The sequence below is a fragment of the Mesorhizobium sp. M7A.F.Ca.US.005.03.1.1 genome (assembly GCF_003997975.1).
GTDB classification, from domain to species: Bacteria; Pseudomonadota; Alphaproteobacteria; order Rhizobiales; family Rhizobiaceae; genus Mesorhizobium; species Mesorhizobium ciceri.
Genome location: NZ_RZRO01000042.1, coordinates 25,837 through 52,243, shown reverse-complemented (window position 1 = coordinate 52,243; position 26,407 = coordinate 25,837). Strand labels below are relative to the sequence as shown.

General features: G+C 61.5%; 24 protein-coding genes, 2 tRNA genes and 1 pseudogene. 17 read left to right on the top strand and 10 right to left on the bottom strand.

Going from position 1 to position 26,407, the window contains the following annotated elements; genetic code table 11:
- Positions 1 to 332: hypothetical protein (locus tag EN990_RS36215; RefSeq protein WP_245469192.1), on the top strand; the 332-nt coding region annotated here is incomplete at its 5' end.
- 47 nt (positions 333 to 379) lie between these two features.
- Here the strand turns inward: EN990_RS36215 and EN990_RS36210 are convergent.
- Positions 380 to 745 (bottom strand): transposase, encoded by a 366-nt coding sequence (locus tag EN990_RS36210; RefSeq protein WP_245461102.1) that lies wholly within the window; start codon positions 743 to 745, stop codon positions 380 to 382.
- A gap of 103 nt (positions 746 to 848) precedes the next feature.
- Here EN990_RS36210 and EN990_RS18450 point away from each other — a divergent pair.
- Positions 849 to 971 (top strand): annotated as a pseudogene (locus tag EN990_RS18450) (LuxR C-terminal-related transcriptional regulator); the annotation flags it as partial.
- A 125-nt stretch (positions 972 to 1,096) separates the two neighbouring features.
- Here the strand turns inward: EN990_RS18450 and EN990_RS18445 are convergent.
- The 4 genes from EN990_RS18445 to EN990_RS18430 all read right to left on the bottom strand — a co-directional run bounded on the left by EN990_RS18445 (position 1,097) and on the right by EN990_RS18430 (position 6,863).
- Entirely contained in the window at positions 1,097 to 1,441 is a 345-nt protein-coding gene (locus EN990_RS18445) for a hypothetical protein (RefSeq protein ID WP_013531260.1), read from the bottom strand.
- A complete protein-coding gene (locus EN990_RS18440) occupies positions 1,438 to 4,224 on the bottom strand; it encodes an RHS repeat protein (RefSeq protein ID WP_164753909.1) in 2,787 nt (928 codons plus the stop codon). The genes EN990_RS18445 and EN990_RS18440 overlap by 4 nt, the downstream gene beginning before the upstream one ends.
- Before the next feature lie 99 nt (positions 4,225 to 4,323).
- Entirely contained in the window at positions 4,324 to 5,664 is a 1,341-nt protein-coding gene (locus EN990_RS18435) for a hybrid sensor histidine kinase/response regulator (protein WP_013531263.1), read from the bottom strand.
- A gap of 14 nt (positions 5,665 to 5,678) precedes the next feature.
- Entirely contained in the window at positions 5,679 to 6,863 is a 1,185-nt protein-coding gene (locus tag EN990_RS18430; RefSeq protein ID WP_164753910.1) for an FIST signal transduction protein, read from the bottom strand.
- Between the two features lie 263 nt (positions 6,864 to 7,126).
- Between EN990_RS18430 and EN990_RS18425 the strand changes: the two genes are divergently transcribed.
- The 5 genes from EN990_RS18425 to EN990_RS18405 all read left to right on the top strand — a co-directional run bounded on the left by EN990_RS18425 (position 7,127) and on the right by EN990_RS18405 (position 14,053).
- Positions 7,127 to 7,624 (top strand): (2Fe-2S)-binding protein, encoded by a 498-nt coding sequence (locus tag EN990_RS18425; RefSeq protein WP_013531265.1) that lies wholly within the window; start codon positions 7,127 to 7,129, stop codon positions 7,622 to 7,624.
- A gap of 113 nt (positions 7,625 to 7,737) precedes the next feature.
- Complete coding sequence (locus EN990_RS18420) at positions 7,738 to 10,086, top strand: xanthine dehydrogenase family protein molybdopterin-binding subunit (protein WP_013531266.1); 2,349 nt, start codon at positions 7,738 to 7,740, stop codon at positions 10,084 to 10,086.
- A 113-nt stretch (positions 10,087 to 10,199) separates the two neighbouring features.
- The gene (locus tag EN990_RS18415) at positions 10,200 to 10,997 is read left to right on the top strand and encodes a xanthine dehydrogenase family protein subunit M (protein ID WP_127369313.1); all 798 of its coding nucleotides are present in this window, start codon (positions 10,200 to 10,202) and stop codon (positions 10,995 to 10,997) included.
- A gap of 406 nt (positions 10,998 to 11,403) precedes the next feature.
- Positions 11,404 to 12,426 (top strand): acyltransferase, encoded by a 1,023-nt coding sequence (locus EN990_RS18410; protein WP_013531268.1) that lies wholly within the window; start codon positions 11,404 to 11,406, stop codon positions 12,424 to 12,426.
- Between the two features lie 247 nt (positions 12,427 to 12,673).
- On the top strand, positions 12,674 to 14,053 hold the full coding sequence (locus tag EN990_RS18405; RefSeq protein ID WP_013531269.1) for an OFA family MFS transporter: 1,380 nt from the start codon (positions 12,674 to 12,676) through the stop codon (positions 14,051 to 14,053).
- Positions 14,054 to 14,312: 259 nt separating this feature from the next.
- Here EN990_RS18405 and EN990_RS18395 read toward each other — a convergent pair whose 3' ends face one another.
- The 3 genes from EN990_RS18395 to EN990_RS18385 all read right to left on the bottom strand — a co-directional run bounded on the left by EN990_RS18395 (position 14,313) and on the right by EN990_RS18385 (position 16,093).
- On the bottom strand, positions 14,313 to 14,810 hold the full coding sequence (locus EN990_RS18395) for a GNAT family N-acetyltransferase (protein WP_127369315.1): 498 nt from the start codon (positions 14,808 to 14,810) through the stop codon (positions 14,313 to 14,315).
- Complete coding sequence (locus tag EN990_RS18390) at positions 14,807 to 15,577, bottom strand: copper homeostasis protein CutC (protein ID WP_063172331.1); 771 nt, start codon at positions 15,575 to 15,577, stop codon at positions 14,807 to 14,809. Before EN990_RS18390 ends, EN990_RS18395 begins: the two co-directional genes overlap by 4 nt.
- 84 nt (positions 15,578 to 15,661) lie before the next feature.
- Positions 15,662 to 16,093 carry a cupin domain-containing protein gene (locus EN990_RS18385; RefSeq protein WP_024503833.1) on the bottom strand — a complete coding sequence of 144 codons (432 nt, stop codon included), beginning with the start codon at positions 16,091 to 16,093 and terminating at the stop codon, positions 15,662 to 15,664.
- Between EN990_RS18385 and EN990_RS35500 the strand changes: the two genes are divergently transcribed.
- The 4 genes from EN990_RS35500 to EN990_RS18370 all read left to right on the top strand — a co-directional run bounded on the left by EN990_RS35500 (position 16,011) and on the right by EN990_RS18370 (position 17,673).
- Positions 16,011 to 16,289, top strand: coding sequence for a hypothetical protein (locus tag EN990_RS35500; protein WP_164753782.1), 279 nt, complete (start codon positions 16,011 to 16,013; stop codon positions 16,287 to 16,289). The genes EN990_RS18385 and EN990_RS35500 overlap by 83 nt on opposite strands.
- A gap of 28 nt (positions 16,290 to 16,317) precedes the next feature.
- Positions 16,318 to 16,806, top strand: a complete 489-nt coding sequence (locus EN990_RS18380; RefSeq protein WP_013531273.1) for an Hsp20 family protein — start codon at positions 16,318 to 16,320, stop codon at positions 16,804 to 16,806.
- Positions 16,807 to 16,874: 68 nt separating this feature from the next.
- A complete protein-coding gene (locus EN990_RS18375; protein ID WP_127370165.1) occupies positions 16,875 to 17,330 on the top strand; it encodes a hypothetical protein in 456 nt (151 codons plus the stop codon).
- Positions 17,230 to 17,673, top strand: coding sequence for a DUF982 domain-containing protein (locus EN990_RS18370; protein ID WP_348629888.1), 444 nt, complete (start codon positions 17,230 to 17,232; stop codon positions 17,671 to 17,673). Before EN990_RS18375 ends, EN990_RS18370 begins: the two co-directional genes overlap by 101 nt.
- 503 nt (positions 17,674 to 18,176) lie before the next feature.
- Here EN990_RS18370 and EN990_RS18365 read toward each other — a convergent pair.
- The gene (locus EN990_RS18365) at positions 18,177 to 18,425 is read right to left on the bottom strand and encodes a hypothetical protein (RefSeq protein WP_127370166.1); all 249 of its coding nucleotides are present in this window, start codon (positions 18,423 to 18,425) and stop codon (positions 18,177 to 18,179) included.
- Between the two features lie 416 nt (positions 18,426 to 18,841).
- Positions 18,842 to 18,916: transfer RNA gene (locus tag EN990_RS18360), tRNA-Asn, on the bottom strand.
- A gap of 224 nt (positions 18,917 to 19,140) precedes the next feature.
- Here EN990_RS18360 and EN990_RS18355 point away from each other — a divergent pair.
- From EN990_RS18355 to EN990_RS18330, 6 genes are all read left to right on the top strand, one after another.
- Positions 19,141 to 19,398: a hypothetical protein gene (locus EN990_RS18355; protein WP_024503836.1), complete on the top strand. Its 258-nt coding sequence runs from the start codon at positions 19,141 to 19,143 to the stop codon at positions 19,396 to 19,398.
- 287 nt (positions 19,399 to 19,685) lie between these two features.
- Positions 19,686 to 19,759: transfer RNA gene (locus EN990_RS18350), tRNA-Cys, on the top strand.
- A gap of 90 nt (positions 19,760 to 19,849) precedes the next feature.
- A complete protein-coding gene (locus EN990_RS18345; RefSeq protein ID WP_024503837.1) occupies positions 19,850 to 20,518 on the top strand; it encodes a protein-L-isoaspartate O-methyltransferase in 669 nt (222 codons plus the stop codon).
- Positions 20,519 to 20,699: 181 nt separating this feature from the next.
- The gene (locus EN990_RS18340; protein ID WP_013531279.1) at positions 20,700 to 22,091 is read left to right on the top strand and encodes a TolC family outer membrane protein; all 1,392 of its coding nucleotides are present in this window, start codon (positions 20,700 to 20,702) and stop codon (positions 22,089 to 22,091) included.
- Between the two features lie 215 nt (positions 22,092 to 22,306).
- Positions 22,307 to 23,125 (top strand): PopZ family protein, encoded by an 819-nt coding sequence (locus EN990_RS18335; RefSeq protein ID WP_127369327.1) that lies wholly within the window; start codon positions 22,307 to 22,309, stop codon positions 23,123 to 23,125.
- 218 nt (positions 23,126 to 23,343) lie between these two features.
- A complete protein-coding gene (locus EN990_RS18330) occupies positions 23,344 to 26,127 on the top strand; it encodes a valine--tRNA ligase (RefSeq protein ID WP_127388345.1) in 2,784 nt (927 codons plus the stop codon).
- The last annotated feature ends 280 nt before the right edge of the window (positions 26,128 to 26,407 follow it).

Below are 26,407 nucleotides of genomic sequence, written 5' to 3'. Positions count from 1 at the left end.
CCACCCCGGCGCTCCGCGCCGACCCTCCCCATCAAGGGGAGGGTAACCCATCAGGCGCCGCGCTCAAGAATTACGGTGACGGTACACCATTTTCCTTTGGCCGCCTGCCTCGCTTCCGCAGTTTCACGGCCTTTCCGGTTTGCCCGAAAATCCGGTCCAGAAATGCCTCGCTGCCCACCGGCCGGCCGATGCCCTCGGCCTTGCGCAAGGCGTCGAACGCCGCGATGTCCGTCTCGATCGAACAGTCCGGCCGACGACGGCAACCGGTCCTTCATCGGCCGCAAATCCGTGACGTCATCGGGTTCACCTGTCAGATGTGCCCGAGCGCTTGACCAGGGCCAATCCGCCGCCTGCTTTGCCAGTCCGGCGCGCACGGGATTCAGCCCGACATAACGTACCGCCGACAGGAGATGATCCTCGTCCATCGCCACCGCTCCGAAGCGGCCTTGCCAGAAATGCCCGGTTTTCTTTTGCCGCGGTGGATGACCCCGGCATAGGCACGGTGCACCTTGGCAAGCGCACGACGCAGGCCATCCGGGTCAGCCGGCGTCAGGATCAGGTGCACATGGTTCGGCATCAGGCACCACGCCCAGATGCCGACATCGGCGGCACGGCAATACTCGACCAGCAGGTCCTTGTAGAGCGCGTAGTCTTCGGACGTGAAAAACACCTTGGCGCGCCCGTTGCCACGCTGCGTTACGTGGTGCGGCAGACCGGGAACGACAATGCGGGCGAGGCGGGCCATGCGGTCAGTTTATACGCGGCGATGCCGGCGAATAGGGTAAAAAGTGCACTGTCACCGTAATTCGAGCAAACGGGGCAAAAGGTGCACTGTCACCGTAATTCCCACGGTGAAGGCGCACGTCTCGGAGATTCTGCGCAAGCTCAATGTCTACAGCCGCACGCAAGCGGTGATCGACGTTTCGAAGCTGGACAATGCGGAGCTGTTTCGCGATCAGGCGGGGTTTTGAGCTTTTACCCGTCACCTCGTTGCTTCACATGGTGTGGCAGCCCGGGAACGATAATGCGGGCAAGGCGAGCCATGTGATCAATTTACACACAATGACGGCCGGGCGAAGATGGTAAAAGGACACTGTCACTGCAATCCGAGAAGTTGCTCGACACTCTCTCTTGTGATCGGACCATATAGCGGCGGTGTCGATAGGGTTGTAATAACCATCTTTATCCAATTGGCATCTGATCCATAAAATGCTATATCGTCTCGAAGTTCTATTGCGTCTGCCCATGCTTCTAGATCAGTTTTGCTCAAATTTCCATCTAGAAATCTCTTCATAACGCTCTCAACATCTGTTCGATTTAAAATAACAGGATCTCCATCATAATCCCAAGAAAAAGTATTTAAGGCATTTATACATGAATCTATTGGTTTCTCCAATCCTATCAAAGATTTTACCGCCTTTATCCTATCTTCGTTGATCATTTGCTGACCTCGTGATCGTTGACGCTAACCGCTGACCCTTTGTCAGATCCGCTACCGCCGCTTCCGGACTTAGGACTGTCAGCCTTCGATAGCTTATCTTTGTTGGAAACTAGCCCCCCAAGCGGGTCGAACACTTTCTTGCTGTAACTTAGGGTTTTTCCGTTCATGTCGACCACCTTCTCATACGTGGCATAGGAACCGGGAACCTTCCCAGGTGAAACGGTTGTAAAAGTTGCAGTGCCTTTTTGGACAGATATGGAAACATTCTCAGTTGAATTGCTCGGCACTTTACCCATGTAGTTTTTAAAGCTTGACAACTGAGAGGAGCTTAATTTTTCTGTTACTGTATCCAAGGCCTTTTTCATAGCTTCCGACCTGGATAGCGCCACTGCCCCAACTGCGCCAGCCGGAGCAATCAGCCCTGTCTCTGCGGCGACCATTTCGGTGGCAAACATTGCCGCTTCAGGAAAGGCAGCACTTACAGCTGCCGCTGCTTCCGGCGCTGCGACAACAGCTCCAACACCTAACGCGGCAATGCCTCCAATTGCCGCGCCTTTCGCGGCATCTTGCTCGACGTCGGCGAGGGCTTGTACTTGGGTTCCGACTTCCCGGTTGATGTAGCTTCTAGCGATACCCTGTAAATCGGCATGCCCATTGGCGTCACTCTTGTTTACCGGATCATTCTGAGCATAAGCATATCGGTTGGTGCCAACACCTTCCTTGGTCGGATCCCAATCATCCGGCGAAATGAACCTCCCCAGCACCGGATCCATGTATCGTGCATTGAGATACAGCAGGCCGGTCTCGGGATCGAAGCGTTCGCCGATGTAGTTCTTCTGCGTCTGGAAGCCGGTGTTGAGGCTTTCGCCATAGGTGGCGTAGCTGTTGCTTTCGACGGTGTTGCCCGACATGTCGGTGACCATGCGCACCGAGGCGAGGTGTTCGCGGTGCAGGAAGTATTTGGTCGTGCCGACGACCTTGATGTCGGGATGCGGATAGCGGGTGTAGATTTCTCCACCCGGTATCGCCGGATTGATCTCGACATTGGCGTCGGGATAAAGCGTCGTGGCGAAGCTCGATGATTTTTTCGCTCGCGCCCCGTCCGGTCCATAGGCGAGATTGACGGTGCTGGAGGCGCGCGTGACCGTTTTCAGCCGGTTGGCCTCGTCCCAGACCAGCGTGCGGCTGCCGTCGGAGGTCAGATTGCCATTGGCGTCATAGGCCATCGCATTGGCGCCGACCGTGATAGGCGCATGCGGACGAGCAGCGTTCGCCGAGGGATAGACATAAGTGCCGGCCACACGCGTGCGCGAAATCATGTTGTCGTTGGCGGCATAGACGAAGGTTTCGTCCAGCGTGTTGTCGCCGAGATTGTCGGCAGAGATCAGCCGGTCGGCATTGTCATAGACATAGTGCCAGCTGTTCGGACCCGTGGCCGAGGTTCCAGCGATGTCGGTAATTCGGCCGAGGCTGTCACGGGTAAACTGGCGATCCATTACTGTCCCGGCGCCGAGCGTGGTGGTTATCCGCGTCAGCCAGCGCCGCGTCGGCGAGTAGGTGAAGGACGTTTTTACGCCATTGGCGTAGGTGATCTCCTTGGTCTGGCCATCAGCCTCGTAGATCGTCGAGGTGATGAAGCCGGGCGCCGAATAGAGCTTTTTGCCGGCGGTGTATTGCAAGTGCGCTATCGGCGTGCCGAAGTCGAGCTGCACTGGAAAGTACTGGTTGCGAAGCGTTTGGCCGGAGCCGTCGTGAACGTTGAACGTAGTATGGGTGATCCCCGCGATCGTGGCATCCTGACGGGCGATTTTGCCGAGACCGTCATAATTGTAGAGCTGGACGGCGGCGGCGTTTTCCGAGCGGGTCACTTGGCCGATGTTGTAATAGCCTGACGCCGCCTGGTCATAGGTGTTTTGGGTCAGCGTCACCGGGCTGCCGCCAGGCGCGGTTGCCGTCTTCAGGGTCAGCCGGTCCATCTGGTCGTAGGCGAGCGTGGTGACCGTGCCCCTGGCGTCGGTCTGGCTGACCAGCCGGTTGGCGGTGTCATAGACATAGGTCCAGGTGCCCAGATCGGCGTCCGACGCCGACAGCCGATTGCCGAGCATGTCGTAAGTGTAGGTCCAGGTCGAACCGCCAGGATCGGTGACGCCGATCAGCCGACCGAGCAGATCGTAGCTGCGGCTCTCCGGCAGATTGAGGCCACCGACGTCGCGAATGATGCCGGCAATGTCACCGCGTGTCGTCGATGGAGTTCTGGTCAAATGCCCGAGCTCATCGGTCAGCGTCACCCCGTAAAGTCGGGGGGTGGGTGTGCCGGTTGCGGTCGCGATGTCGTGCAGATAGCTGCGCTGGCTGGCATCCGGATTGATCGTCTTTGTCAACCGGTCGGCCCAGTCGTAGCTGTTGGTGGTCCACTGTGCCGTCTCACCGACGAACCTCGGGAAGGCGGTACGCAGCACATTGCCGCGAAGATCGTAGTCGGTCTCGGCAATGCGTCTTGCACTGGCCGCCGTCTCTCCGGGGGTTTCCACGCGATAGACCCGGCCAAGCCCGTCATAGAAGGAGCGGGTAAAATCCTCGCCGGCGCCCCCACTCGCGCCATTGGGCAGCGGGGTGTACTTGACCAGCGCCTGTGTCGCCGGATTGCCCTCGTTCTCGAAGCGCGTCTTGGCATAGGCGCCGGTGACGCTCTGAGAGACCTGATAGGGCCGGCAGAAGGCGTCATAGGTAAAGGTTTTGACGAGACCATTCGGGTCTGTCTTCGTTGCCGGCAGGCCGCACACGGCATTGTAGGTGGCGGTCGAAACAAAGCGCGCGTCGGCGACCTGTCCGCGGGAGGACGCGCTCCTTTCAAGACGATCGGAATAGCGCGTGAGAAGTGATCAGGCCAGCAAATGCGCCAGCAGCGCCCTTAGTTGGGCCGGCTTCAGCGGCTTGCGCATCAGTTCGATGCCGCCGGAGCGGGCGGCCTTGGCGACGGCTTCCGAACTGTCGGCGGTGACGATCAGCGCCGGCACGGCGCGGCCGAGATAGTCGCGGACTTCGGCGATGGTCGTGGTGCCGAGATCGCCGCCGTCGAGATGCTGGTCGGCAATGACGATGTCGGGCACCCAGTCGGTGTCGCCAAGCATGTCTAGCGCATCGTCGGTCGAGGTCGCGGCCCGCACCAGGCATTGCCAGCGTTCGAGGAGGAAGGTCATGGCCTGCAGCACTTCGATATCGTTCTCGACCAGCAGCACCTTGGTGCCGAACAGGCCATAGCCGCGCGGCCGTTCCATATCGGCAACGCTGGCGATGGCATCGGCTGGCGCACCGATGCCGACGGGTACATCGATGTGGAAGATCGTGCCGCGTCCGACCTTCGACGAGAATGTCACGGGATGGCCGAGCGCGCTGGCCATGCGGCGCACGATGGCGAGCCCGAGCCCGAGACCGCCACCGTCCAGTTCGGCATTGGCCGGCGAGGTGCCGCGGTGGAACTCCTCGAACACCGCCTCGCGCTGGTCGTCGGGAATGCCGCAGCCCGTGTCGGCGACGTCGATGCGGATGGTGTCGCCGCGATGCCTGGTGCCGACAAGCACGCCGCCCGAGCGTGTATAGCCCAGCGCGTTGGAGAGAATGTTCTGCAGGATACGGCGCAGCAGCGTGCGGTCGGAGCGGACCACGGCATGGACCGGCCGGAATTTCAGCGACAGGCCTTTCATCTCCGCCACCGGCAGGAAATCCGAGCGGAGCGACGAGAACAGCGCCTCCAGGCTGACGTCGCTTATGTCGGGCTGCACCACGCCGGCATCGAGCTTGGAGATGTCGAGCAGGGTTCGCAGCAGGTCCTCCATCGTCTCCAGCGAGCGCTCGACCTGCCGCACCAGTTTCTTGCCCTCGTCGCTGGTCTGAACTTCGGCGAGCGCCGAAACCGAAAGGTGGGCGGCATTCAGCGGCTGCAGCACGTCGTGACTGGCAGCGGCGAGGAAACGGGTTTTTGACAGGTTCGCAAGTTCGGCGTTTTCCTTGGCGGCACTGAGGTCAATGTTCGACTGCTCCAGCCGCCGCAAGGTCGAGTGAAGTTCCTCGGTACGTGTACGCACCCGGTTTTCCAGCGAGATCGTGGTCTGGAACAGCGAAAAGGCGTTGCCTTGCTGGTCCATCGAGCGCTCGACGCGGCTGACCAGTGCCGCGTTGATCTTCTTCAGCTTTTCAAGATCGTTTATGTCCCTCAGCGGCATCTTGTTGCGCCGTCCTATTCCGCCGCCTGGCGCTCGCCGAAGGCGATGCCGGTGAAAGTCTGGTTCAGATGCATCGACCGGTACTGTTCGCCATAGGTGCCGAAGCCGATGACATTGTTGACCCGGTAGAGTTCCGAGATCTCGCGAAACACCTGCCGATTGCGTGCGTCCAGCCGGCGCAGCACGCAGTCGAAGCCGAGGATCATGTCGATGCCGCCAAGCCTCTCCTCGACGTCGCGCAGGGCGGCGCGCGTCGATTCCACCATGTCCTTGGGCTGAGCGATCGACAGCACGACGCCATCGTCTATGGCGCAGAAGAACGACAGCGAGCCGTCGGCATGCATCTTCTGGATCGACCGGCAATAATATTGTCCGCCCACCTTCACCACCACGGGATGCGAGGCGAAGCTCAGTGGCGTCAGCATCTGCGCGACGATACCGACGGACGCGGCGTATTCCTGCGCCGCATTGGTGGCGTTGAACTCGCGCACGATGCGGTGATCTGGATCGGAAGCCGTCACCACCAGTTTCTCATCGGTGGGAACGAAATTGTCGGTCTTGAAGACATGGAAGGGAATTTCGGTCGATATCAGCACGATGATGGCGCTGTCGGAGGTGACCTTGCCGTTCGAGATCAGGCGCGTCGTCTCGAATTTCAGATCGTCGCCGGCGGAGCCGCCAAGCAGCGGAATGTCATCGAGACCCCAGTGGATGGCTGAACTCACCGCTTCTTCGGCATAGGAGAGCCCGTCGATGAAGCAGAGCGCGAAAGTGCCTTTGGTCCGATCGCAACCGAGGCGCGCGCGCAGCGATCGCCGCAGGGTCTCGACCTCGCCGGTGATCCTGTCCATACCCGACGAGGACAGATTTTCGACCATCACGCTGACGGCGGTAAACGCGGTGGACGGAAGCAGCATGGCCAGCACATGACCATCCTCGAGACCTTGCGGCGTGATCTCGCCGGCAGTCGAGCAGCCGGCGTGGTGGAGCGCCGGCGCGTGGGTCATGAGCGCCTGGGAAAGGGCGCTGGCTTCGACCAGGCTCTGGGAAAAGAACAGCAGGGCAAAGCCCGCGTCGATGGCGGCTGCTTCCAGTGCGATCGCCCTGGCGAACGCCTCCATGTCGGGCTCGTCCGTGGTGAGCGCCGACAGGCCGCATGCATAGCGCGTCTGTGAATTGGCCAGCGATGTTCTCCGCATTTCCTCCGACGCTTTTTTGTGCGCGGCTGTTTTAAATGCTTCTGGCGCGCGGGCGTCGACCGACATTGTTGCCTTCAATCGGCGGTTTGGCAATGGGGCCACCGGCACCGCATGTTTGGGCGCGGCCATGACCGAAAGTACAATGTGCCGCGTTTGCGACGTGCTGTTTTTTGTCCGATGTGCGGTGTACCAATAACGCATGGCCGATGCGCCAACGCCGCGTTGGCAACGTGATGACCAAGGTTGATACCCAGGGAGGGACCATGTCGGACGTTTCGTTGATGGTGAACGGAAAGCGGGTCAGCGGTGCTGCCGAGGACCGAACACTTCTGGTTCACTTCCTGCGGGAAAATCTCGGCCTTACCGGCACGCATGTCGGTTGCGACACCTCGCAATGCGGTGCCTGCGTCGTCCACGTCGACGGCAAGGCGGTCAAATCCTGTACGATGCTCGCGGTGCAGGCCTCCGGCTCGACCGTGTTGACGATCGAGGGCCTGGCAAATGGCGCCGACCTGCATCCGGTGCAGGCCGCCTTCAAGGAACATCACGGGCTGCAGTGCGGCTTCTGCACGCCGGGCATGATCATGACGGCGACCGACATGATCGGCCGCCACCCCGAAGGGCTCGACGAGGCGACGGTGCGTGCCGAGCTCGACGGCAACATCTGCCGCTGCACCGGCTACCACAACATCGTCAAGGCGATCCTCGCCGCATCGACGACGATGAAGGGGTCGAAGGGTAAGGCGAAACAAGCGGCTTGAACGAGGCAGTAGGGCAATAAGGCAGTAGGGCAGTAGGGAATCGGAGCCAATTTTTCCCTACTGCCGTACTGCCCTACTCACCTACTCCCCTACAATCTCGGGAGGAATTTCTGATGGGCATTGAAGGTGTTGGCGCTCGGGTCGCGCGCAAGGAAGACAAACGATTCATCACGGGCGCCGGCCGCTATGTCGACGACATGGTGGTTCCCGGCATGAAGCACGCCGCCTTCGTGCGCAGTCCGCACGCGCATGCGCAGATCAAGAAGATCGATGTGAAGAAGGCCCAAGGCATGCCCGGCGTCATCGGCGTGCTGACCGGCAAGGAACTCAAGGCCGATGGCATCGGCAATCTCATCTGCGGCTGGATGATCCACTCCAAGGACGGCTCGCCGATGAAGATGGGGGCATGGTCGCCACTCGCCTTCGACCGGGTCCGTTATGTCGGTGACGCCGTCGTCATTGTCGTCGCCGAGACCAAGGGGCAAGCGCGTGACGCCGCCGAGGCGGTCGAGATCACCTACAAGGAGTTGAAGGCCGTCGTCGACGCCTCCAAGGCGATGGACAAGGGTGCGCCGCAGATCCACCCCGAAGCGGACAACAATCTGATCTTCGACTGGGACATCGGCAATGCCGACGACACGGAAGCGGCCTTCGGGAAGGCAGCCCATGTGGTCAAGATGGACATCATCAACAACCGGCTGGTGCCTAACGCCATGGAGCCGCGCGCCGCACTTGGCCATTACGACAAGGCCGAGGATCACTACACCTGCTGGACGACCTCGCAGAACCCGCATGTGGCGCGGCTGGTGATGAGCGCCTTCTACAATGTCGCGCCGGAAAACAAGCTGCGCGTGATTGCGCCCGATGTCGGCGGCGGTTTCGGCTCGAAGATCTACATCTATCCCGAAGAGATCGTCTGCCTGTGGGCGTCGAAGAAGACCGGGGTGCCGGTCAAATGGGTGGCTGACCGGACCGAGAGTTTTCTGACCGACGCGCATGGCCGCGACCATCACACCCATGCTGAAATGGCCTTCGACAAGGACCACAGGATCCTCGGCCTGAAGGTCGAAACCCAGGCCAATCTCGGCGCCTATATGTCGCTGTTTTCGTCGGCGACGCCGACCTACCTCTATGCGACGCTGCTGTCGGGCCAGTACAATATCCCGGCCATCCATGCCAATGTGAAGGCGATCTATACCAACACCGCGCCCGTCGATGCGTATCGCGGGGCAGGGCGGCCGGAAGCGACCTTCGTCATGGAGCGCATGATGGAGACGGCGGCCCGCCAGTTCGGCGTCTCGCCGGCCGAGCTGCGGCGCAAGAACTTCGTCACAGCGTTTCCGCATCAGACGCCGGTCATCATGTGCTATGACGCCGGCGACTATGCCGCTTCGCTCGATGCGGCAATGAAGGCGTCGGATTATGCCGGCTTTGCCAAGCGCAAGGCCGCCGCCGCCAAGAAGGGGCTGCTGCGCGGCATTGGCATGAGCTGCTACATCGAAGCCTGCGGCATCGCGCCGTCTGCTGCCGTCGGCTCGCTCGGCGCCGGTGTCGGCCTTTGGGAATCAGCGGAAGTGCGCGTCAACGCGGTCGGCACGATCGAGGTGCTGACTGGCTCGCACAGCCACGGCCAGGGCCATGAGACGACCTTCGCGCAACTGGTCAACGAGCGCTTCGGCGTGCCGCTCGATTCGGTCTCGATCGTGCATGGCGACACCGACAAGGTGCAGATGGGCATGGGCACCTATGGCTCGCGCTCGGGTGCAGTCGGCATGTCGGCCATCGTCAAGGCCCTCGACAAGGTCGAGGCCAAGGCCAAGAAGATCGCGGCACACCTGCTCGAAGCCGACGAAGGCGACATCGTCATCGAGAATGGCGCGCTGAAGGTCGCCGGCACCGACAAGAACGTGCCGTGGTTCCAGATGGCGCTGGCCGCCTACACTGCCCACAACCTGCCGGGCGGCATGGAGCCCGGGCTGAAGGAGACGGCGTTCTACGATCCGTCGAATTTCACCTTCCCGGCGGGCTGCTATATCTGCGAGGTCGAGGTCGACCCGGAAACCGGCGTCACCGAGATCGTCCAGTTCGTCGCTGCCGACGATTTCGGCAACATCATCAACCCGATGATCGTCGAGGGCCAGGTGCATGGCGGGCTGGCGCAAGGCATCGGCCAGGCGCTGCTCGAAGGCGCCCATTATGACAATAGCGGCCAGCTTTTGACCGCGAGCTACATGGACTACACCATGCCGCGCGCCGGCGATCTGCCGTCGTTCAAGGTCTCGACCTCGAACACGCCATGCCCGGGCAATCCGTTGGGGATCAAGGGCTGCGGCGAGGCCGGCGCCATCGGCTCGCCGCCGGCGGTGATCAACGCCCTCACCGACGCCATCGGCAGCAACGATCTTGCCATGCCGGCTTCGCCGTCCACCGTCTGGGCCGCGATCCGCGCGACGAAACACTGAAAGCGAATAGCGAATAGGGAGTAGCGAATAGGGAAGAGAAGGCGGTGCGACTGGATAGATCCTATTCGCTATTCGCTACTCCCTATTCGCCCATTCACCCAAGGGAGAATTCCATGTACGCAGTCAACTATCACCGCGCCGCCTCGGTCGCCGATGCTGCCAAGCTGGTCAAGACAGGCGACGCCAAGCTGCTTTCGGGCGGTATGACGCTGATCCCGGCGATGAAGACGCGGCTTGCCGCGCCGTCCGACCTTGTCGACCTGTCGCGGATCGCGGAGCTGCAGGGCGTCAAGGTGTCGGGCAAGACCGTCACCATCGGCGCCGCCACCACGCATCACGCCGTTGCCAATGACGAGAAGCTGAAGAAGGCCTGTCCGGCGCTTGCCCATCTGGCGTCACTGATCGGCGATCCGGCGGTGCGCCATAAGGGGACGATCGGCGGCTCGATCGCCAACAACGACCCGGCGGCCGATTATCCGGCGGCGCTGCTGGCGCTGGGCGCCACCATTATCACCAACAAGCGCGAGATCGATGCCGACAAGTTCTTCAAGGGTCTGTTCGAGACCTCGTTGAAGGAAGGCGAGATCGTCACCGCCGTCACCTTCACCGCGCCGGCCAAGGCGGCCTATGAAAAGTTCCGCAATCCGGCATCGCGCTACGCCATCGTCGGCGTGTTCGTTGCCAAGGGCAAGGATGGCGTCAGCGTCGCCGTCACTGGAGCCGGCGATGACGGCGTCTTCCGCTCGAAGGAGATCGAGGCAGCATTGGCCAAGAATTTCGCGGCCTCGGCACTGGAAGGTGTGAAAGTGCCGGCGAAGAATCTGATGACCGACATCCATGCCTCGGCCGATTATCGCGCCAATCTGATCGCGGTGATGGCCAAGCGCGCGGTTGCGGCAGCCAACGCCTGAGAAACTGTTTGGAAACTCTACTCCGGCGGCCATCTGATGGCGTTTTCTGTGCTTCCGGTGCTCACGTACCAAAAGTACGCTCCGCTCCGGTTCTCGAAACCACCACCATATGACTCGCCAGGGCGAGTTTCGAAACAGTTTCTAATACGATCGGTCGCAGACAAGGAAAGGGGGCCTCCGTGGCCCCTTTTCTCGTGCGGCGGCCTGCATCCGTTCAGTTGCTGATGGAATCGCTGCCGCACTGCTTGAAGCAAATCCCCGCCGAGCCGGAGGCCGGACCTGATCCGGCAGCAATCTCGCACTTGCACAAATTCATATTGCACTGCAATATGGACTGGGCGGGAATGCGAGCTGGGTTCGAAATGTACCGTCGTACCCTTCGCATACCTATTGCGAGAGGATCGGCATGACCGACATTTCCGCGACGCATGTCGTTCCGTCCCGATCCGCCGCCGACAGATCAACCAGAACAAGACTGGCCTATCTCGACGGCTGGCGCGGGCTTTCGATCGCGCTGGTTCTGATCGGCCATTTCTTTCCGGTTCCGGGAATCAATCTTGGCGTGCTGGGCGTCGAATTCTTCTTCGTGCTCAGCGGCCGGCTGATGGGCGAGATCCTGTTCATCGAACGCTACCCGCTGAAAAAATTCTTCAAACGCCGCTTCTCCCGCATCTATCCGGCTCTTCTGGTCTTCGTAGTCGTCGCGATGATCGCGCTCTCCGGCACGTTCCTCGCCTTCAAATGGAAGGCCGCGCTGACGGCGCTGACATTCACCTACAATTATGCCGGCATTCTCGTGGCTCGGGCAGGGGCGCTCGACCATATCTGGTCGCTCTGCATCGAGGAGCACGCCTACATCATCCTGGCGCTGATCAGCGTCATCGTCTCAAGTCGCTCTCGCGTGGTCGTGCTGCTCCTGGCGCTGGCCTTGCTGGCCATGGCCAATGGCGCGGTTTCGTACTGGGTCTTGGGGATGGACTACGAAACCACTTATTGGCGCACGGATGTGCACATCGCGTCGATCCTCCTGTCGGCTTCGATCTGCCTGCTCAAGGCCGACGGCAGGCTGCCGGCGTTTTTGAGAGGCAAGCATGTGGCCCTGGTGGCAACGGTCTGTGCCGTTGTCCTGTTCCTGGATCGGGTGCCGACGCCGATGCACTATCTCTTCGCGGTGCCGCTGCTGGCTCTGGCCGTCAACGCACTCGATTTCAGCCCACGGTATTTTTCCGGATTGCTGTCGTCCTGGCCGATGGCGACGCTGGGGCTGTGGTCGTACTCGCTCTATTTATGGCAGCAGCCGTTCTACAAATTCGTCTATGAGCAAGGCAGCGCGCCGATACCGATGCTGGCCGCGGTCTTCGCTTGCGCGGCCTGCAGCTACTACCTCATAGAGCGCCCGGCGCGCGAATGGCTCAACCGCAACTGGTGAATGCCGTCGTGCCCGGCCAGATGATCGTGAGTGCAGGTGGAGGGATCGTGCTTCGTAAGCAGACGATCCATTAATTGTTTCTAATCTAACTTTCGGGAAAGCAATGACCTGCTTTCCGATCTGGGCCAGTCTCATTAGACATTGGTCTTATGGCAGGCATTCCTTATTGCCTCGCCGGCTTACCCGCCTAGTTTGTTCGCAGGACACATCTGAGAAGATGGTTCGAAGACGCATCTGGGAGGATGGAATGGATACGACCGGGGAAAGGGCGGGCGGCTGGCTCGACCGCTCACGCACCGTCGCCGAGCCTGGCTTCAGCAGGTGGATGGTGCCGCCGGCGGCGCTCTGCATCCACCTTTGCATCGGCCAGGCCTATGCGTTCAGCGTTTTCAACTTGCCGATGTCTAAGCTGATCGGCATCACCGACTCGGCGCCCGACGACTGGAAATTGACCGGCCTCGGCTGGATTTTCTCGATCGCGATCCTGTTCCTGGGCATTGCGGCGGCGTTCGGCGGCGGCTGGCTGGATCGCGTCGGTCCGCGCAAAGCCATGGTCGCTTCTGCCTGTTGTTTCGGCGGCGGCTTCATTGTCTCGGCGCTCGGCGTCTATCTGCACCAATTGTGGATCATCTATCTCGGCTACGGCGTGCTGGGCGGCATCGGTCTCGGCCTCGGCTATATCTCGCCGGTCAAGACGCTGATCACCTGGTTTCCGGACCGGCCGGGCATGGCAACCGGCATGGCGATCATGGGCTTCGGCGGCGGCGCCTTCATCGCCTCGCCGCTGTCGGTTTATCTGATGAAGCTGTTTTCGACGCCTGAGCACATCGGCGTCGCCGAAACCTTCCTGGTGCTGGGCATCGTCTATTTCGTCTTCATGCTGATCGGCGCCGTTATCGTCAGGGTGCCGCCGGAGGGCTGGAGGCCTGCCGGATGGACGCCGCCGGCGGCACAGAATGCGATGGTGACGACGTCCAATGTCCATCTCGACGATGCGTTGAAGACGCCGCAGTTCTGGCTGCTGTGGGGCGTGCTGTGCCTTAATGTGACGGCAGGGATCGGCGTGCTCGGCCAGGCCTCGGCGATGAGCCAGGAGATGTTTCCGGGACGCATCACGCCTGCCGCTGCCGCCGGCTTCGTCGGCCTGCTGTCGATCTTCAACATGCTCGGCCGCTTCTTCTGGGCCTCGACCAGCGATTATATCGGCCGCAAGACAACTTATGCCATCTTCTTCGCGCTGGGCGTCGTCCTCTATGCGGCGGTGCCGTGGACCGGCCAGACCGGCAGCGTTTTCCTGTTCGTGCTGTTCTACGGGATCATCCTCAGCATGTATGGCGGCGGCTTCGCCACCATTCCCGCTTACCTGCGCGACGTCTTCGGCGTGCGTTACGTCGGCGCCATCCATGGCCGATTGCTGACCGCGTGGTCGGTGGCGGGCGTGCTTGGCCCGGTGCTGGTGAATTATATCCGGCAGTACCAGATCGACAGCGGCGTTGCGAAGGCCGACGCCTACACGGTCACCATGTACATCATGGCCGGCCTGCTGGTTGTCGGCCTCCTGCTCAACCTGATGATGCGGCCCGTCAATGCGCGCTTCCACATGAAGACCGAACCAGCGGTGGCTTAGAGTCAGTTCCATCCCGACAGAATCGGGATGGGCTCTATCTTATTGTTTGAGCATGATCTTTTCCGAAAATCGGAATCCACTTTCGGGATCAGCTCTGAGGAAACCGACCATGGCGCAAGACAACGAGAATTCGATCAGACTCACGCTGGCCTGGCTGCTGGTCGGCATCCCGTTGGTCTGGGGGTTCTGGATGACGCTGGTGAGTGCGACAGCCCTGTTCCAGTAGTCCTCGTCTTCGTGCGCAGATCTGCCTGGTCTGTCAGGCGCTGATCTGCCTGGCGTAATAGCGCACCGCTTTCTTGCCGCCATGGATGACGGCGTCGCCGGCCTCGACGAAGCCGAGCGCAGCGTGAAAGGCATCCGAGGCGGGGTTCGGCGGGGCGGTGTTGACTTCGCAGGTGACCAGCGTGTGGCCAGCGCGCTCAACATGGCCGAACAGGTCCTGATAGAGCCGGCGGGCGTGGCCGCGGCCGCGTGCGTGCGCCGCCACGACGACCCGGTCGACATAGACGAAGCGCTCATGGCGCTCGCGGAACCACAGGAAATTCGGGCTGTCGTAGCGGGCGTCCTGGTCGAAGGTCATGATGAAAGCTTCGAGATCGCCGATGCGCCTGGTGTAAAATGCTTCGCCAAGCAGGAAGGCCAGCCGCTCAGCCTCCAGCCACGACAGTTCCGCGGCATGCTCGTTGTTGAGCGCCAGGATCGCCGCTTCGTCTTGGGCCGATACACGGGCTATCGGGGCAGGGCTCGAGGTCATGCCTTGGCTGCCGCGATCGTTGCCGCCACCAGCGCTGTGTCGGTCAGCGTGTTGCGGTACTCGCGATCGAGATCGGAACCACCCATGCCGACATGGGGATTGCGGTAGTCCATGGCACTCGGCACATCCTTGAGGGCGGCAAAATGCATTTCGGACAGGCCGGTTCTGCTGCGCACTTCGGCAATGTTGTGCAAATCCAGTCCGCCGCAGCCGAGGATGACGATGCGGTCGCCGGCCTGCCGCACCAGATCCGCCAACAGCGGCAAGCCTTCGATGGCAGTGTCACGCTGGCCGCTGGTCAGCACGCGGCCGACCTTGCTGCGGATCAGCGATTCGAGCGCCTCGGCCGGCTCGCGCGTCATGTCGAAGGCGCGATGGCAGGTGACGTTCAAGGGGCCGGCGGCCTGCGTCAGTTCGCTCATGCGCGCCTCGTCCATGGTGCCATCGGCGTTCAGGCAGCCAAACACCACGCCGGGCACGCCGAGTTCGCGCAGTGCCGAGACATCTGCCAGCATCGAGGCATATTCGGTCTCACTGTAGAGAAAATCGCCGCCGCGCGGCCGCACCATGACGTGAAACGGCACGTTTGCCTGCTCGATGGCGGCGCGGATCGTGCCGAGGCTTGGCGTAATCCCGCCTTCGACGAGGCTGGCGCACAGTTCGACCCGGTCGGCGCCGGCGGCTTGCGCCGCGAGAAGGCCGTCAATGCCTTCGACACAGATTTCGATCAGCGGCAGGCGGAGAGCTTTGGTCAAGGGGCGATCCATTCCATGATTCCCGGCCAGCCCTACCACCGCGCCGGTTGCTGCGAAAGCGCGAACAGACTTTCGCGCCGGGCACGGACTTCGCGGTTATTGGCGCAATTCCGTGTTCTTGGCGCCTTGCTCGACCTGATCGATCACCAGAAGCTTCACCTCGATATCACCGATATTGGTGGCCTGATGCCACTGGCCGATCATTTCGATGATGAAATCGCCGGCCTTGTAGGTGTTGCTGTCGCCGGTCTCGACATTGGTGACCTTCAGCGTGCCGGCCTGGACATAGGCATAGCGCGGGAAAGGGTGCCTGTGGACCGGCAAGGTCGCGCCCGGCGCGATGTCGTAGGTCGAGACCAGCACCTGCACGTTCTTCTGCGGCAGCGTGATCGGTTGGCCGGACGCGGTCGTCGTGCGCGACGCAAGAGGGGTCACGACGACAGGCGTGCCGCTGCTGTCCAGCGCGTGGGCCGGGTTCGCGGAAAAGGCTGCCGCGAGCAGCAGTCCTGACATCAAAATTTTTCGCATGATTCGCATCCACCCCTGGCGTCAACATCGCGCAGTGGCCACCAGCACGCAAGGCAGCGCCTTGGGCACCTGCCTGCCGGCCAAAAATATTTTTGTCGCCCCTCTTGAAGGAAAAAAACACGATTACCAGATCGTTTTCCGTCGAGGCTTCGGCTCGACATACTGGCGTCGCAGCGACGCTGCGACAGCCTCGTAATCCATGTTGCTTCACGGAGGATATGGCTATGAGAAGCTCTGATTATACCCCTCTTTACCGCACAACGGTCGGCTTCGACCGTCTCTTCGATATGCTCGAAAAAAGCGTACGCTCCGACTGGCCTCCCTACAATATCGAGAAGACCGGCGAGAACGACTATCGCATTACGATGGCTATCGCCGGCTTCGCTCTCGATGAGGTCGAACTCATGCAGAACGGCCCCGAATTGTCTGTCGTCGGCCAAAGGAAACCCGACCAGGAAAATCGGGAGGTCCTTCATCGCGGCTTGGCGACGGGCAACTTCAAGCAGGTGTTCAAACTTGCCGACCACGTAAAGGTCAAGGCGGCCAACCTCGAGAATGGCTTGCTGTCAGTGGACCTGGTCCGCGAAGTGCCCGAGGAACTCAAGCCTCGGCGCATTGAGATAGGGTCCGAAGCCAAAGCGGTTTCGCTCGAGCAACCCGGCAAGAAGCAGTTGATCGACTCGGATGCGGAGCCTCAACGCGAGGTCGCCTGATTCCCTGGACCTAAATCTACGGTCCGCCTCCCGGTTCGGCCGGGAGGCACAGATCGCGGAGAATGGAGATGAGAACCGACACTTACAGTTTTCACCAACCTGAACCGAAAAATCTTGCCGCGGAATCCGCCGGATTGCGGACGCCGGATGATGTGCTGAACGAGGAGACGATGACGATCGGTGCAAAGCGGGCTTTGCTCGCTTTCTGGGCTTCCGACGTTCATGCGGTTCCTGACAATCCCGCGTTGCGGCAATTGGACAACGGCGCCATCGTGGAAGTCAGCGACATACTTCGCGCCCTCCGCCTTCTGGACGAAACCGGGCGGGAACCGCGTGTTTCAAAGGGGTCGGGAACCGTCAGCCTGTCTTTCGACCGGCGCCGCAAGAAGAGCCGGCTCGGTTGGATGCGGCGCCCCTGGCGGGATGACGATGATGATCCGCCGCCAATCCCGGCCTTTGCGACGGTGCCGCCCGGGCGTGGAGGCGGCGGCATGTTGGCCGAGCCGGAGCATGCAATCGCATGATGACCCAAGCCAGCAACAACCAACGTGCGGAATGGAGGATCACATGAGTTACAGGACGTTCGACCGACCGGTCCTGGTCAAGAATGGCGAGTTCGTTCAAGAAATAGGGTGCCTCGACGATGCGTTCGACTTCTTTGAGGAGTGGCCAAGGGAACGGCGAGGTCCGATTTTCGAAACGGCCTTTCGAGCTTGCCAGCGTGCTCACGACGGCCAGGTTCCGCTGACGGTGGCGCGCGATGCCGTCGCCGGCTTCGCAAGATCCGTCAAAATCTTGCAGGACCCGCTTGCCCAATTCCCTTGGATGGACGGCACAAGGTCAGGTCGTGGTGGGGTAACCGCTTAGCCTTGATAAGGGGCGGCGCCATCAGGATGGTTCGGCTGCATGGTCGTCGTTTCCGCATCGCTACAAGGTGAGCTGCCCTGCCAGCTCACCTTTGGCGGGCGGTTGTTGTTCGAGCCGTTAGTACGGTTTTTTGGCGGGCGCGTCCGCGTCGCCATCAGCGGCATGCGACACTATCGCAGATTATGCCACGGCCCTCAGCGGAGGCTCCGCCATTGTCCCCAGGCCGTCGCATTCCGTGCAGGCACCCGTTTTTCCGGGGCAGCCACCCCGATGGGTTCCCTGAGGGCAGCAGTGTCCGTTTGACGCATACCATTTGGAGCAGTCGAAAACCCTGCCGCTGCCATGACAGCGCAGGCATTCCATATTTGATGAAATCATACCCAATTCTTGCCCAACCCAAACGCACTCGCCCCATGCCGCAAGTAACAGGAATCATTGCGCTTTCAAGCACACTGCCCTGACTTAAATTGGGGGGATCGACGGACGGCCGGCATCGATGCGAACTATCGTTGCGCCGTAATTGCGTTGCTCGTGAAAACCTTGCTCGTCACAAGCCGGGTTGGGCATTGGTCGGCACCAGCAGGCTGCGCCGCCTTGTCCGGTTCCTTGTCGGCAGTGACAGCGACTGCGTCGCCGGGCTGCGCGTTGGCGGCCTGTGTGGACGTGGACGCGAAGAGGACCGTCTGAGTGATGAGAGCCGAAACCGCGGCAACCTGGACCAGCACGGCGGCAAGGGCGATCTTCTTGAGCATGCGAGAAAACGCTTTTTGGCGCTCCCGGTTCCCCCATTCAGGTTTTCGGCTTGCTGCGGGAACAAGGGACCGGCAGTGCGGTTAACTCGATTATGCCGAGCAAGATCAAAGAACCACCATCGAAGCCCGAACCGGAGAAGCTACCTGTCCGACGTCGGGACAAAGAAGCCCCGCCAGAGCTTGAACATGTCGACCCGCCACCACGAGATGTGCGAGAGGCACCGGCACCCAACCCGAACGGTGACAAGAGATGAAATCCTGATGAGATCGCCGTGAAGAGATCGCCGTGATCGAAGCGCGCTGCATAGCGGCGCCAGGTCAAGTTGAGGATCAACCTGCGGCTGCCTGCGGTTTTCCAGACATGCCATAGATCAGCCCCTATGGGCGACCTGACCGTCTCAACGCTTTGAAGAATTTGGCTCCCCGGGCCGGATTCGAACCAGCGACCAACCGGTTAACAGCCGGTTGCTCTACCACTGAGCTACCGGGGAACGGAGGCTCTTATGTGAGTGGCGCAGCCTATAGCTGCCCTTTTCGGCTTTGCAAAGAAGCTTTTCACATTTTTCCGAGGCTTTTTCGCATAGGCCTTTCTCGCAATCGTCGAAGGATGCCCTCATATTAGCCGTCTTGGCAGGGATATGGAACCGAAAGCGCGGCGGCGGCTTTGGTTTGAGCATGCTTGCGAACGATCGAAACGGGTCAATCTTTCGAGACGATGACAGCACAAGACAACCAGATGCCGGCGCGCAAAATCTCTGTTTTCGGGCGCGAGTTCAAAATGCCGCGCTCGCGCGGGCTCAGAATCACGATCGGCATCCTGCTGACCATCGGTGGCATCCTCGGTTTCCTGCCGATCCTCGGCTTCTGGATGGTTCCGCTCGGATTGCTGGTGCTGTCCTATGAATTCGCCATGGTCCGCCGTCACCGGCGTCGCTTTGTCGTCTGGTGGGAACGGCGTCGCCGGCCCGATTGACCGCCGATAGCGCAAGGTGGTGTTTCAGTGGGCGGCCTGCTCTTCCAGTGCCTCACGGATCTGCTTGAGAACAGCCGCGGCCGAGGCAAGCCTTGCCCTGTCATGCGGCGACAGGATGCGTTCTTCTCCCATCAGGCTATGCTTAACTGTCCGCTAATAAAGCGGTCCGATGATTTGCCGGACGCCGTCCGGACTGACGCGAGGAAACCGTTCGGAATGCAAGGTGGCCGCTTGACGGCATTTTCGCCGCAACCTATTGGAACCGGGTGGAACGCCGGGAGCAATGAGGCCTCGTGGCGGAGTGGTTACGCAGAGGACTGCAAATCCTTGCACCCCGGTTCGATTCCGGGCGAGGCCTCCAATGCCCGGGCCCCCGCGCGGCAGCGCAGGGGCCTGAAGTTCCTGACACAATGGACCGCGGTTCTGGCGCGGCAAGCGGACTGGTTGGGACATGAGCGCTGATTTCTCCGAACTACGCGTCAAGATGGTCGACGGCCAGGTCCGCACCACAGATGTGACCAGCGCGCCGCTACTCGATGCAATGCTTGTCGTCCCAAGAGAGATGTTTGTCGGCGCCGCCCAGCGCGATCTCGCCTATATCGACGAGGACATCCGCATTGCAGCCGGCGCGGACGGTTCGCGCTACCTGATGGAAGCGTCGCCGTTGGCCAAGCTTATCCAGCTGGCCGAGATCAACCCGACCGATTCGGTGCTCGATGTCGGTTGCGGAACGGGCTACGCCTCGGCCATCCTGTCGCGGCTGGCCGGGTCCGTAGTGGCGCTCGAAAACGATTCGGCGCTGGCGGAAACCGCCAGATCGACGCTTTCGTCGCTTGGCTGCGGCAATGTGACCGTCGTCCAGGGCGCGTTGCCGCAGGGGCATGCCGCCAAGGCGCCTTATGATGTTATCTTTATCGGTGGCAGTGTCGCGGAAGTGCCGGCCCCGTTGCTCGACCAGCTTGCCGAAGGCGGCCGACTCGTCGCCGTCGAAGGGCAGGGCAATTCCGGCGTGGCCCGTCTCTTTTTCAAGGCCGGGGGGGTTGTAACCGGAAGACGTGCATTTAATGCGGCAATTAAGCCACTACCGGGGTTTGAACGCATTCGTGCTTTCGAATTCTGAATGATTTGGCCTTGCAGCAGAGGCTTTGTCATGGTCGCTTGCATTTGAACGATCGCTGCTGATGCCAAACTGGGGGCACTTTGGGGGTGAGCAGCAGGGAACACGAACACGCGGCGCCGGCTGATCTATGAGAGAAGCAGGCGCGGCGCGGTTCCCATGGAAAACGAATGAGGGTTTAACCGTGCCGTCTTTACGCAAGTCACTTTTCACCGCCGTCCTCGTTTCGGCGACCATGCTGTCCCCACTGGCCGCTTCAGCCGAAACCATCTCCGGCGCGCTTGCAAAGGCCTACCAGTACAATTCTTCACTGAATTCGGCCCGTGCCGGCGTTCGCGTCACCGATGAGGGTGTCGCCATCGCCAAGTCGGGCTACCGCCCGGTTGTCACCGGCTCGGCGGATATCGATTATTCGAGCAGCCATCTCAACGGCACCAATTCAAGCGTGCGGCTGACCACCGGCAATTTTGGCGTCCAGATCGACCAGACGCTGTTCGACGGCTTTCAGACCAGGAACAATGTTGCTGCCGCCGAAGCACAGGTCCGGGCCTCGGTCGAAAGCCTGCGCAACACCGAAGAGGGCATCCTGTTCAGCGCGGCGCAAGCGTATATGAACGTGATTCGCGACCGGCAGGTCGCTGTGCTGACCGAGCAGAACCTGCAGTTCCTGACCGAGACGGCGCGCGCGGCGCGTTCGCGTTTCGAAGTTGGTGAAGGCACACGCACCGATGTCGCCCAGGCCGACGCCTCACGCGCCGCCGCCGTGGCATCGCTGAGTGCTGCCCGGGCGCAGGCGCTGGCAAGTGCGGCGCTCTATCGCCAGATCGTCGGCGACGAGCCGGGCAAACTCAAGGGCGCTTCGCCGGTGGCAAAGCTGTTGCCGTCGAGCCTCGCCGCCGCCGTCGGGGTGGCCTCGAACGAGCATCCGGCCATCCTTGCCACGCAGCATCTGGTCGACGCCGCGGCGTTTTCGGTGAAGTCGGCCGAAGGCGCGCTGTTGCCGCAGCTGTCGGCTTCCGCCGGCGTTTCGAGCGCCTATCGCAATACCTCGCCTTTGCCAGGCGTCGGTTCGCAGGATGGCACGACCAATTCGGCCAGTGTCGGGGCAACGCTGACCATCCCGATCTATTCAGGTGGCCGCACCTCGGCGATCGTGCGCCAGAACAAGGAATCACTCAGCCAGGCCCGCATCCAGGTCGACGTCAGCCGCGACCAGGTGCGCCAGGCCGTCACCGCCGCCTGGACCGAGTACACCGCCGCGCAGCAGCAGCTGACGGCCAACAGGCAAGTGATCGAAGCCGCGAAGCTGGCACTGAACGGTGTCATCGAAGAGCGCAATGTCGGCCAGCGCACCACGCTCGACGTCCTCAATGCGCAGGCGACGGTCATCACCGCCCAGATCAACCAGGCCGGTTACGAACACGATGTGGTGGTGGCGAGCTACGCCATCCTGCAGGCGACCGGCCGTCTGTCCGTCGACCGCCTTGGCTTGCAGGTAGCGAAATACAAGCCTGAAGAGCACTACAACGCGGTCAAGGACAAGTGGTACGGACTGCGCACGCCGGACGGCCGCTGAGGCGTTCGGCCTGAACTGGCCGTGTTCCCTGCTTGAGCAGGATCTTTCGCGCTGCGGCTCTCGGGTTCAGATGGCGCTAATCTGTTGAAATCCCACAAGTCCCCAGATTGGGGATTCTCGTGCGGCGATCCGTCGGTTACGCTGTGGCCATGATTCGATCCGGCTCTGCCGGAGCGGAAAACCCAACAGGGGTCACAAGGGCGGCGGATGTGACGATGGCAACGGCAAGCAGCGCACAGCGCGAACCTTCCATGGAAGAGATACTGGCTTCCATCAGGCGGATCATCGAGGACAGCGACGGCGGCCGCAAGCAGCCGGGCGACGCCGATGAGCTGAGCCAGGATCTGGAGCGCGCGTCGAGCGTCTATGCAGCCCCCGACGTGGAAGCTTTTCGTGCCGACCTGCATGCCGCCCCCGAGGGCAGGAAGCCTGTCACGCTGGCGGAAGTCCAGTCACAGCTGCCGCCGGCCGAGCCGGTGGTGGCGCGCATGGAAACGCCGGTGCGCCCCGATCCCAGCCCGGCAAGGCCATCGATGACACTCGCCGAGGTCAGCGCCCGCGTTGCAGCGGAGCCAATCACGGCTGAAGCGCCAATATCGCGTCCTGTCGCCGACGCTTCCATCGCCGATTGGCGTCGCGAGATCGCCGCGGTTGGCGAGCAGGCCAGGGCGGTGTCGGACCGGAGCGAGGCACGCAAGACGGCTGCCCAGCCGTCGATGGAGGCTCCAGGGGATGAACCAACCGCGAAACCGGCTACCGAGCCGTCTCGTCCGGATGCAAGCGTGGTGCGGCCGGTGGCGGCCAGCGACGCGCCGCGTCCGGCGATCGTTTCCGAGCACACCGGCCGTCAGGTCGCGGCTGCCTTTGGCGAGCTTTCCGACGCGTTTGCCAGCCGCAGCAAGAAGACATTCGACGACATGGCCGAAGAGATGCTGCGGCCGATGCTGCAGGATTGGCTGGACAACAATCTGCCGACACTGGTCGAAAGACTGGTGCGCGAGGAGATCGAGCGCGTGGCGCGCGGGGCGCAGTAGCTGCCCATGCCGATTGCTAGAGGAAACGGCGCCTTCGTGGCGCCGTTTGTTTTGGCGAAGTCGTTGTCGGCAGGACGACGGATCGCTTTCCGTTGAAATGACCAAGGCCGCGCCTATCTGGTTGTGAGGGTCCGAGACAGCCCTTGCGGTTGACTTGGCCAAAACCTTCCGATTTACACCGGACCAGCAAAACTCCCGACAGCGCGGACCATTTTCCCATGCTTGAAAAGACCTACGACGCCAAAACCGTCGAGCCGAAGATCGCCAAAGTCTGGGAAGAGGCCGACGCGTTTCGCGCCGGTGCCGGGGCCGAGGAGGGGGCGGAGGCCTTCACCATCGTCATCCCGCCGCCGAACGTCACCGGCTCGCTGCATATGGGACACGCGCTCAACAACACGCTGCAGGATATATTGGTGCGCTTCGAGCGCATGCGCGGCAAGAACGTCCTGTGGCAGCCGGGCATGGACCATGCCGGCATTGCCACGCAGATGGTGGTCGAGCGGCAGCTGATGGAAAAGCAGATCCATCGCCGCGACCTGACCCGCGAACAGTTCATCGAGAAAGTGTGGGAGTGGAAGGCCGAATCCGGCGGTGCCATCTTCAACCAGTTGAAGCGGCTCGGCGCCTCGGCCGACTGGTCACGCGAACGCTTCACCATGGACGAAGGCCTGTCCAAGGCGGTGCTCGAAGTGTTCGTCACGCTCTACAAGGAAGGGCTGATCTACAAGGACAAGCGTCTTGTGAACTGGGACCCCAAGCTGCTCACCGCGATCTCCGATCTCGAGGTCGAGCAGCAGGAGGTCAATGGCAATCTCTGGCACTTCCGCTACCCCGTCGAAGGCAAGGTCTTCGACCCGGAAAACCCGAAAACCTTCATCACCGTGGCGACGACGCGCCCGGAGACGATGCTGGGCGATACGGCCGTCGCGGTGCATCCCGACGACGAGCGCTTCCGGCATCTGGTCGGCAAGAACATCGTCCTGCCGATCGTTGGCCGCAGGATTCCCGTGGTGGCGGATGAGTATTCCGATCCGGAAAAAGGTTCGGGCGCGGTCAAGATCACGCCGGCGCACGACTTCAACGATTTCGAGGTCGGCAGGCGCCACAAGCTGCCGGCGATCAATATCCTGACCACGGAGGCGGCGGTAAGCCTCAGGGACAATGAAGATTTTCTCGCCGGCCTCGAGGTGACGCCGGAGCGCCAGGCGGTCTGGGACGAACTCGACGGCCTCGATCGCTTCGTCGCGCGTAAGAAGATCGTCGAGCTGATGGAAGAGGGCGGCTTCCTCGAAAAGGTCGAGCCGCATCGCCACGCGGTGCCGCATGGCGATCGCGGCGGGGTGCCGATCGAGCCATTCCTGACCGAGCAATGGTATGCCAATGCGGCGGAACTGGCCAAACCGGCGATCGCTTCAGTGCGCGAAGGTCGCACGAACTTCGTGCCGAAGAACTGGGAAAAGACCTATTTCGACTGGATGGAGAACATCCAGCCCTGGTGCATCTCGCGCCAGCTCTGGTGGGGTCATCAGATTCCGGCCTGGTACGGGCCCGACGGGCGCGTCTTCGTCGAGAAGACCGAGGAAGAGGCGCTGAGCGCCGCGATCGAATTCTATCTGGCGCTGGAAGGACCGTGGAAGGCCTGGGTCGAGGACAAGCTGGAGAACTTCAAGCCGGGCGAGATCCTGACCCGCGACGAGGACGTGCTGGACACCTGGTTCTCGTCGGCGCTGTGGCCGTTCTCGACGCTGGGTTGGCCCGATGAGACTCCCGAGCTGAAGACCTACTACCAGACCGACGTGCTGGTGACAGGCTTCGACATCATCTTCTTCTGGGTCGCCCGCATGATGATGATGGGCCTGCACTTCATGGACGAGGAGCCGTTCCACACCGTCTATGTCCATGCGCTGGTGCGCGACAAGAACGGCGCCAAGATGTCGAAGTCGAAAGGCAACGTCATCGATCCGCTCGACCTGATCGACGAATACGGCGCCGATGCGCTGCGCTTCACGCTGACGGTGATGGCGGCGCAGGGCCGCGACGTGAAGCTCGATCCGGCGCGCATCGCCGGCTATCGCAATTTCGGCACCAAGCTGTGGAACGCGACGCGTTTTGCCGAGATGAACGAGGTCGCGCGCAATGACGATTTCTGGCTCAACGACGCCAAGCTGGCGGTCAACCGCTGGATCCTCACCGAGCTGACGCGGGCGGCGCGCGAGATCACCGACGGCATCACCTCATACCGCTTCAACGAGGCGGCGGGCGCCGCCTACCGCTTCGTCTGGAACCTGTTCTGCGACTGGTACCTGGAACTGCTGAAGCCGGTGTTCATGGGCACCGACGAGGCGGCCAAAGCCGAAAGCCGAGCCTGCGTCGCCTTCGTGCTCGACGAGATCTACAAGCTGCTGCATCCGATGATGCCGTTCATGACCGAGGAACTGTGGGCGCAGACCGCTGGCGAAGGCAAGCAACGCCCCTCGCTGCTGTGCCATGCCACGTGGCCGTCACCGGACTTCGAAGACGCCGAGGCTGCAGCCGACATCAATTGGCTGGTCGACCTCGTCTCCGGCATCCGCTCCGTGCGTTCGGAGATGAACGTGCCGCCGGCAGCCATCGCACCGCTCGTCGTGGTCGGCGCCAACGATGTGACACGCGAGCGCCTCGTTCGCGAGGATTCGGCGATCAAGCGGCTGGCGCGGGTCGGCGACATCTCGCTTGCCGATGTCGCGCCCAAGGGTTCGGCGCAGATCGTGCTCAACGAGGCGACGATCTGCCTGCCGCTTGGCAGCCTGATCGACCTCGCCGCCGAGGCTGCACGGTTGCAGAAGGAACTGGCCAAGGTGACCGAGGAGATCGCGCGCCTGCACAAGAAACTGTCGAACGAGAGGTTCGTGGCCAGCGCGCCGGCCGAGATCGTCGATGCCGAGCGTGAAAAGCTCGCCGAATACCGCGATGCACAGGACAAGCTGTCGGTCGCGTTGGCCAGGGTTCGCGACGCCGGTTGAGGATAGATTCGCGAGACTTTAGACCCCTCTAAAATGCTGGTTTTCCGCCTGGAAAATCAGCATTCCGTTGCGTTAATATTGACGTAAACGGAAGTTTTAGCCGCATTGTTGCCATAATGTAACAATGGGGCTCTCGGACCCCAAAAAAGGCCTGTTTTCGAGCCTTTTGGATGGTTTTCCCTGTTTTTTGAGAGCCGCTCAGCCTTCACAGACCATTTTTCGGCCTTGCCGCACCCGGTTGCATTTCCTCGAAAATGCGGCTGGCCAGTGTGTACATGTA

What these genes read in the sequence shown, in the direction of transcription:
- EN990_RS36210 (WP_245461102.1), bottom strand. Translation starts at nt 745, where the DNA reads ATGGCCCGCCTCGCCCGCATTGTCGTTCCCGGTCTGCCGCACCACGTA.
- EN990_RS18445 (WP_013531260.1), bottom strand. Translation starts at nt 1,441, where the DNA reads ATGATCAACGAAGATAGGATAAAGGCGGTAAAATCTTTGATAGGATTG.
- EN990_RS18435 (WP_013531263.1), bottom strand. Translation starts at nt 5,664, where the DNA reads ATGCCGCTGAGGGACATAAACGATCTTGAAAAGCTGAAGAAGATCAAC.
- EN990_RS18430 (WP_164753910.1), bottom strand. Translation starts at nt 6,863, where the DNA reads ATGCGGAGAACATCGCTGGCCAATTCACAGACGCGCTATGCATGCGGC.
- EN990_RS18425 (WP_013531265.1), top strand. Translation starts at nt 7,127, where the DNA reads ATGTCGGACGTTTCGTTGATGGTGAACGGAAAGCGGGTCAGCGGTGCT.
- EN990_RS18420 (WP_013531266.1), top strand. Translation starts at nt 7,738, where the DNA reads ATGGGCATTGAAGGTGTTGGCGCTCGGGTCGCGCGCAAGGAAGACAAA.
- EN990_RS18415 (WP_127369313.1), top strand. Translation starts at nt 10,200, where the DNA reads ATGTACGCAGTCAACTATCACCGCGCCGCCTCGGTCGCCGATGCTGCC.
- EN990_RS18410 (WP_013531268.1), top strand. Translation starts at nt 11,404, where the DNA reads ATGACCGACATTTCCGCGACGCATGTCGTTCCGTCCCGATCCGCCGCC.
- EN990_RS18405 (WP_013531269.1), top strand. Translation starts at nt 12,674, where the DNA reads ATGGATACGACCGGGGAAAGGGCGGGCGGCTGGCTCGACCGCTCACGC.
- EN990_RS18395 (WP_127369315.1), bottom strand. Translation starts at nt 14,810, where the DNA reads ATGACCTCGAGCCCTGCCCCGATAGCCCGTGTATCGGCCCAAGACGAA.
- EN990_RS18390 (WP_063172331.1), bottom strand. Translation starts at nt 15,577, where the DNA reads ATGGATCGCCCCTTGACCAAAGCTCTCCGCCTGCCGCTGATCGAAATC.
- EN990_RS18385 (WP_024503833.1), bottom strand. Translation starts at nt 16,093, where the DNA reads ATGCGAAAAATTTTGATGTCAGGACTGCTGCTCGCGGCAGCCTTTTCC.
- EN990_RS18380 (WP_013531273.1), top strand. Translation starts at nt 16,318, where the DNA reads ATGAGAAGCTCTGATTATACCCCTCTTTACCGCACAACGGTCGGCTTC.
- EN990_RS18375 (WP_127370165.1), top strand. Translation starts at nt 16,875, where the DNA reads ATGAGAACCGACACTTACAGTTTTCACCAACCTGAACCGAAAAATCTT.
- EN990_RS18370 (WP_348629888.1), top strand. Translation starts at nt 17,230, where the DNA reads ATGACGATGATGATCCGCCGCCAATCCCGGCCTTTGCGACGGTGCCGC.
- EN990_RS18365 (WP_127370166.1), bottom strand. Translation starts at nt 18,425, where the DNA reads ATGCTCAAGAAGATCGCCCTTGCCGCCGTGCTGGTCCAGGTTGCCGCG.
- EN990_RS18355 (WP_024503836.1), top strand. Translation starts at nt 19,141, where the DNA reads ATGACAGCACAAGACAACCAGATGCCGGCGCGCAAAATCTCTGTTTTC.
- EN990_RS18345 (WP_024503837.1), top strand. Translation starts at nt 19,850, where the DNA reads ATGAGCGCTGATTTCTCCGAACTACGCGTCAAGATGGTCGACGGCCAG.
- EN990_RS18335 (WP_127369327.1), top strand. Translation starts at nt 22,307, where the DNA reads ATGGCAACGGCAAGCAGCGCACAGCGCGAACCTTCCATGGAAGAGATA.
- EN990_RS18330 (WP_127388345.1), top strand. Translation starts at nt 23,344, where the DNA reads ATGCTTGAAAAGACCTACGACGCCAAAACCGTCGAGCCGAAGATCGCC.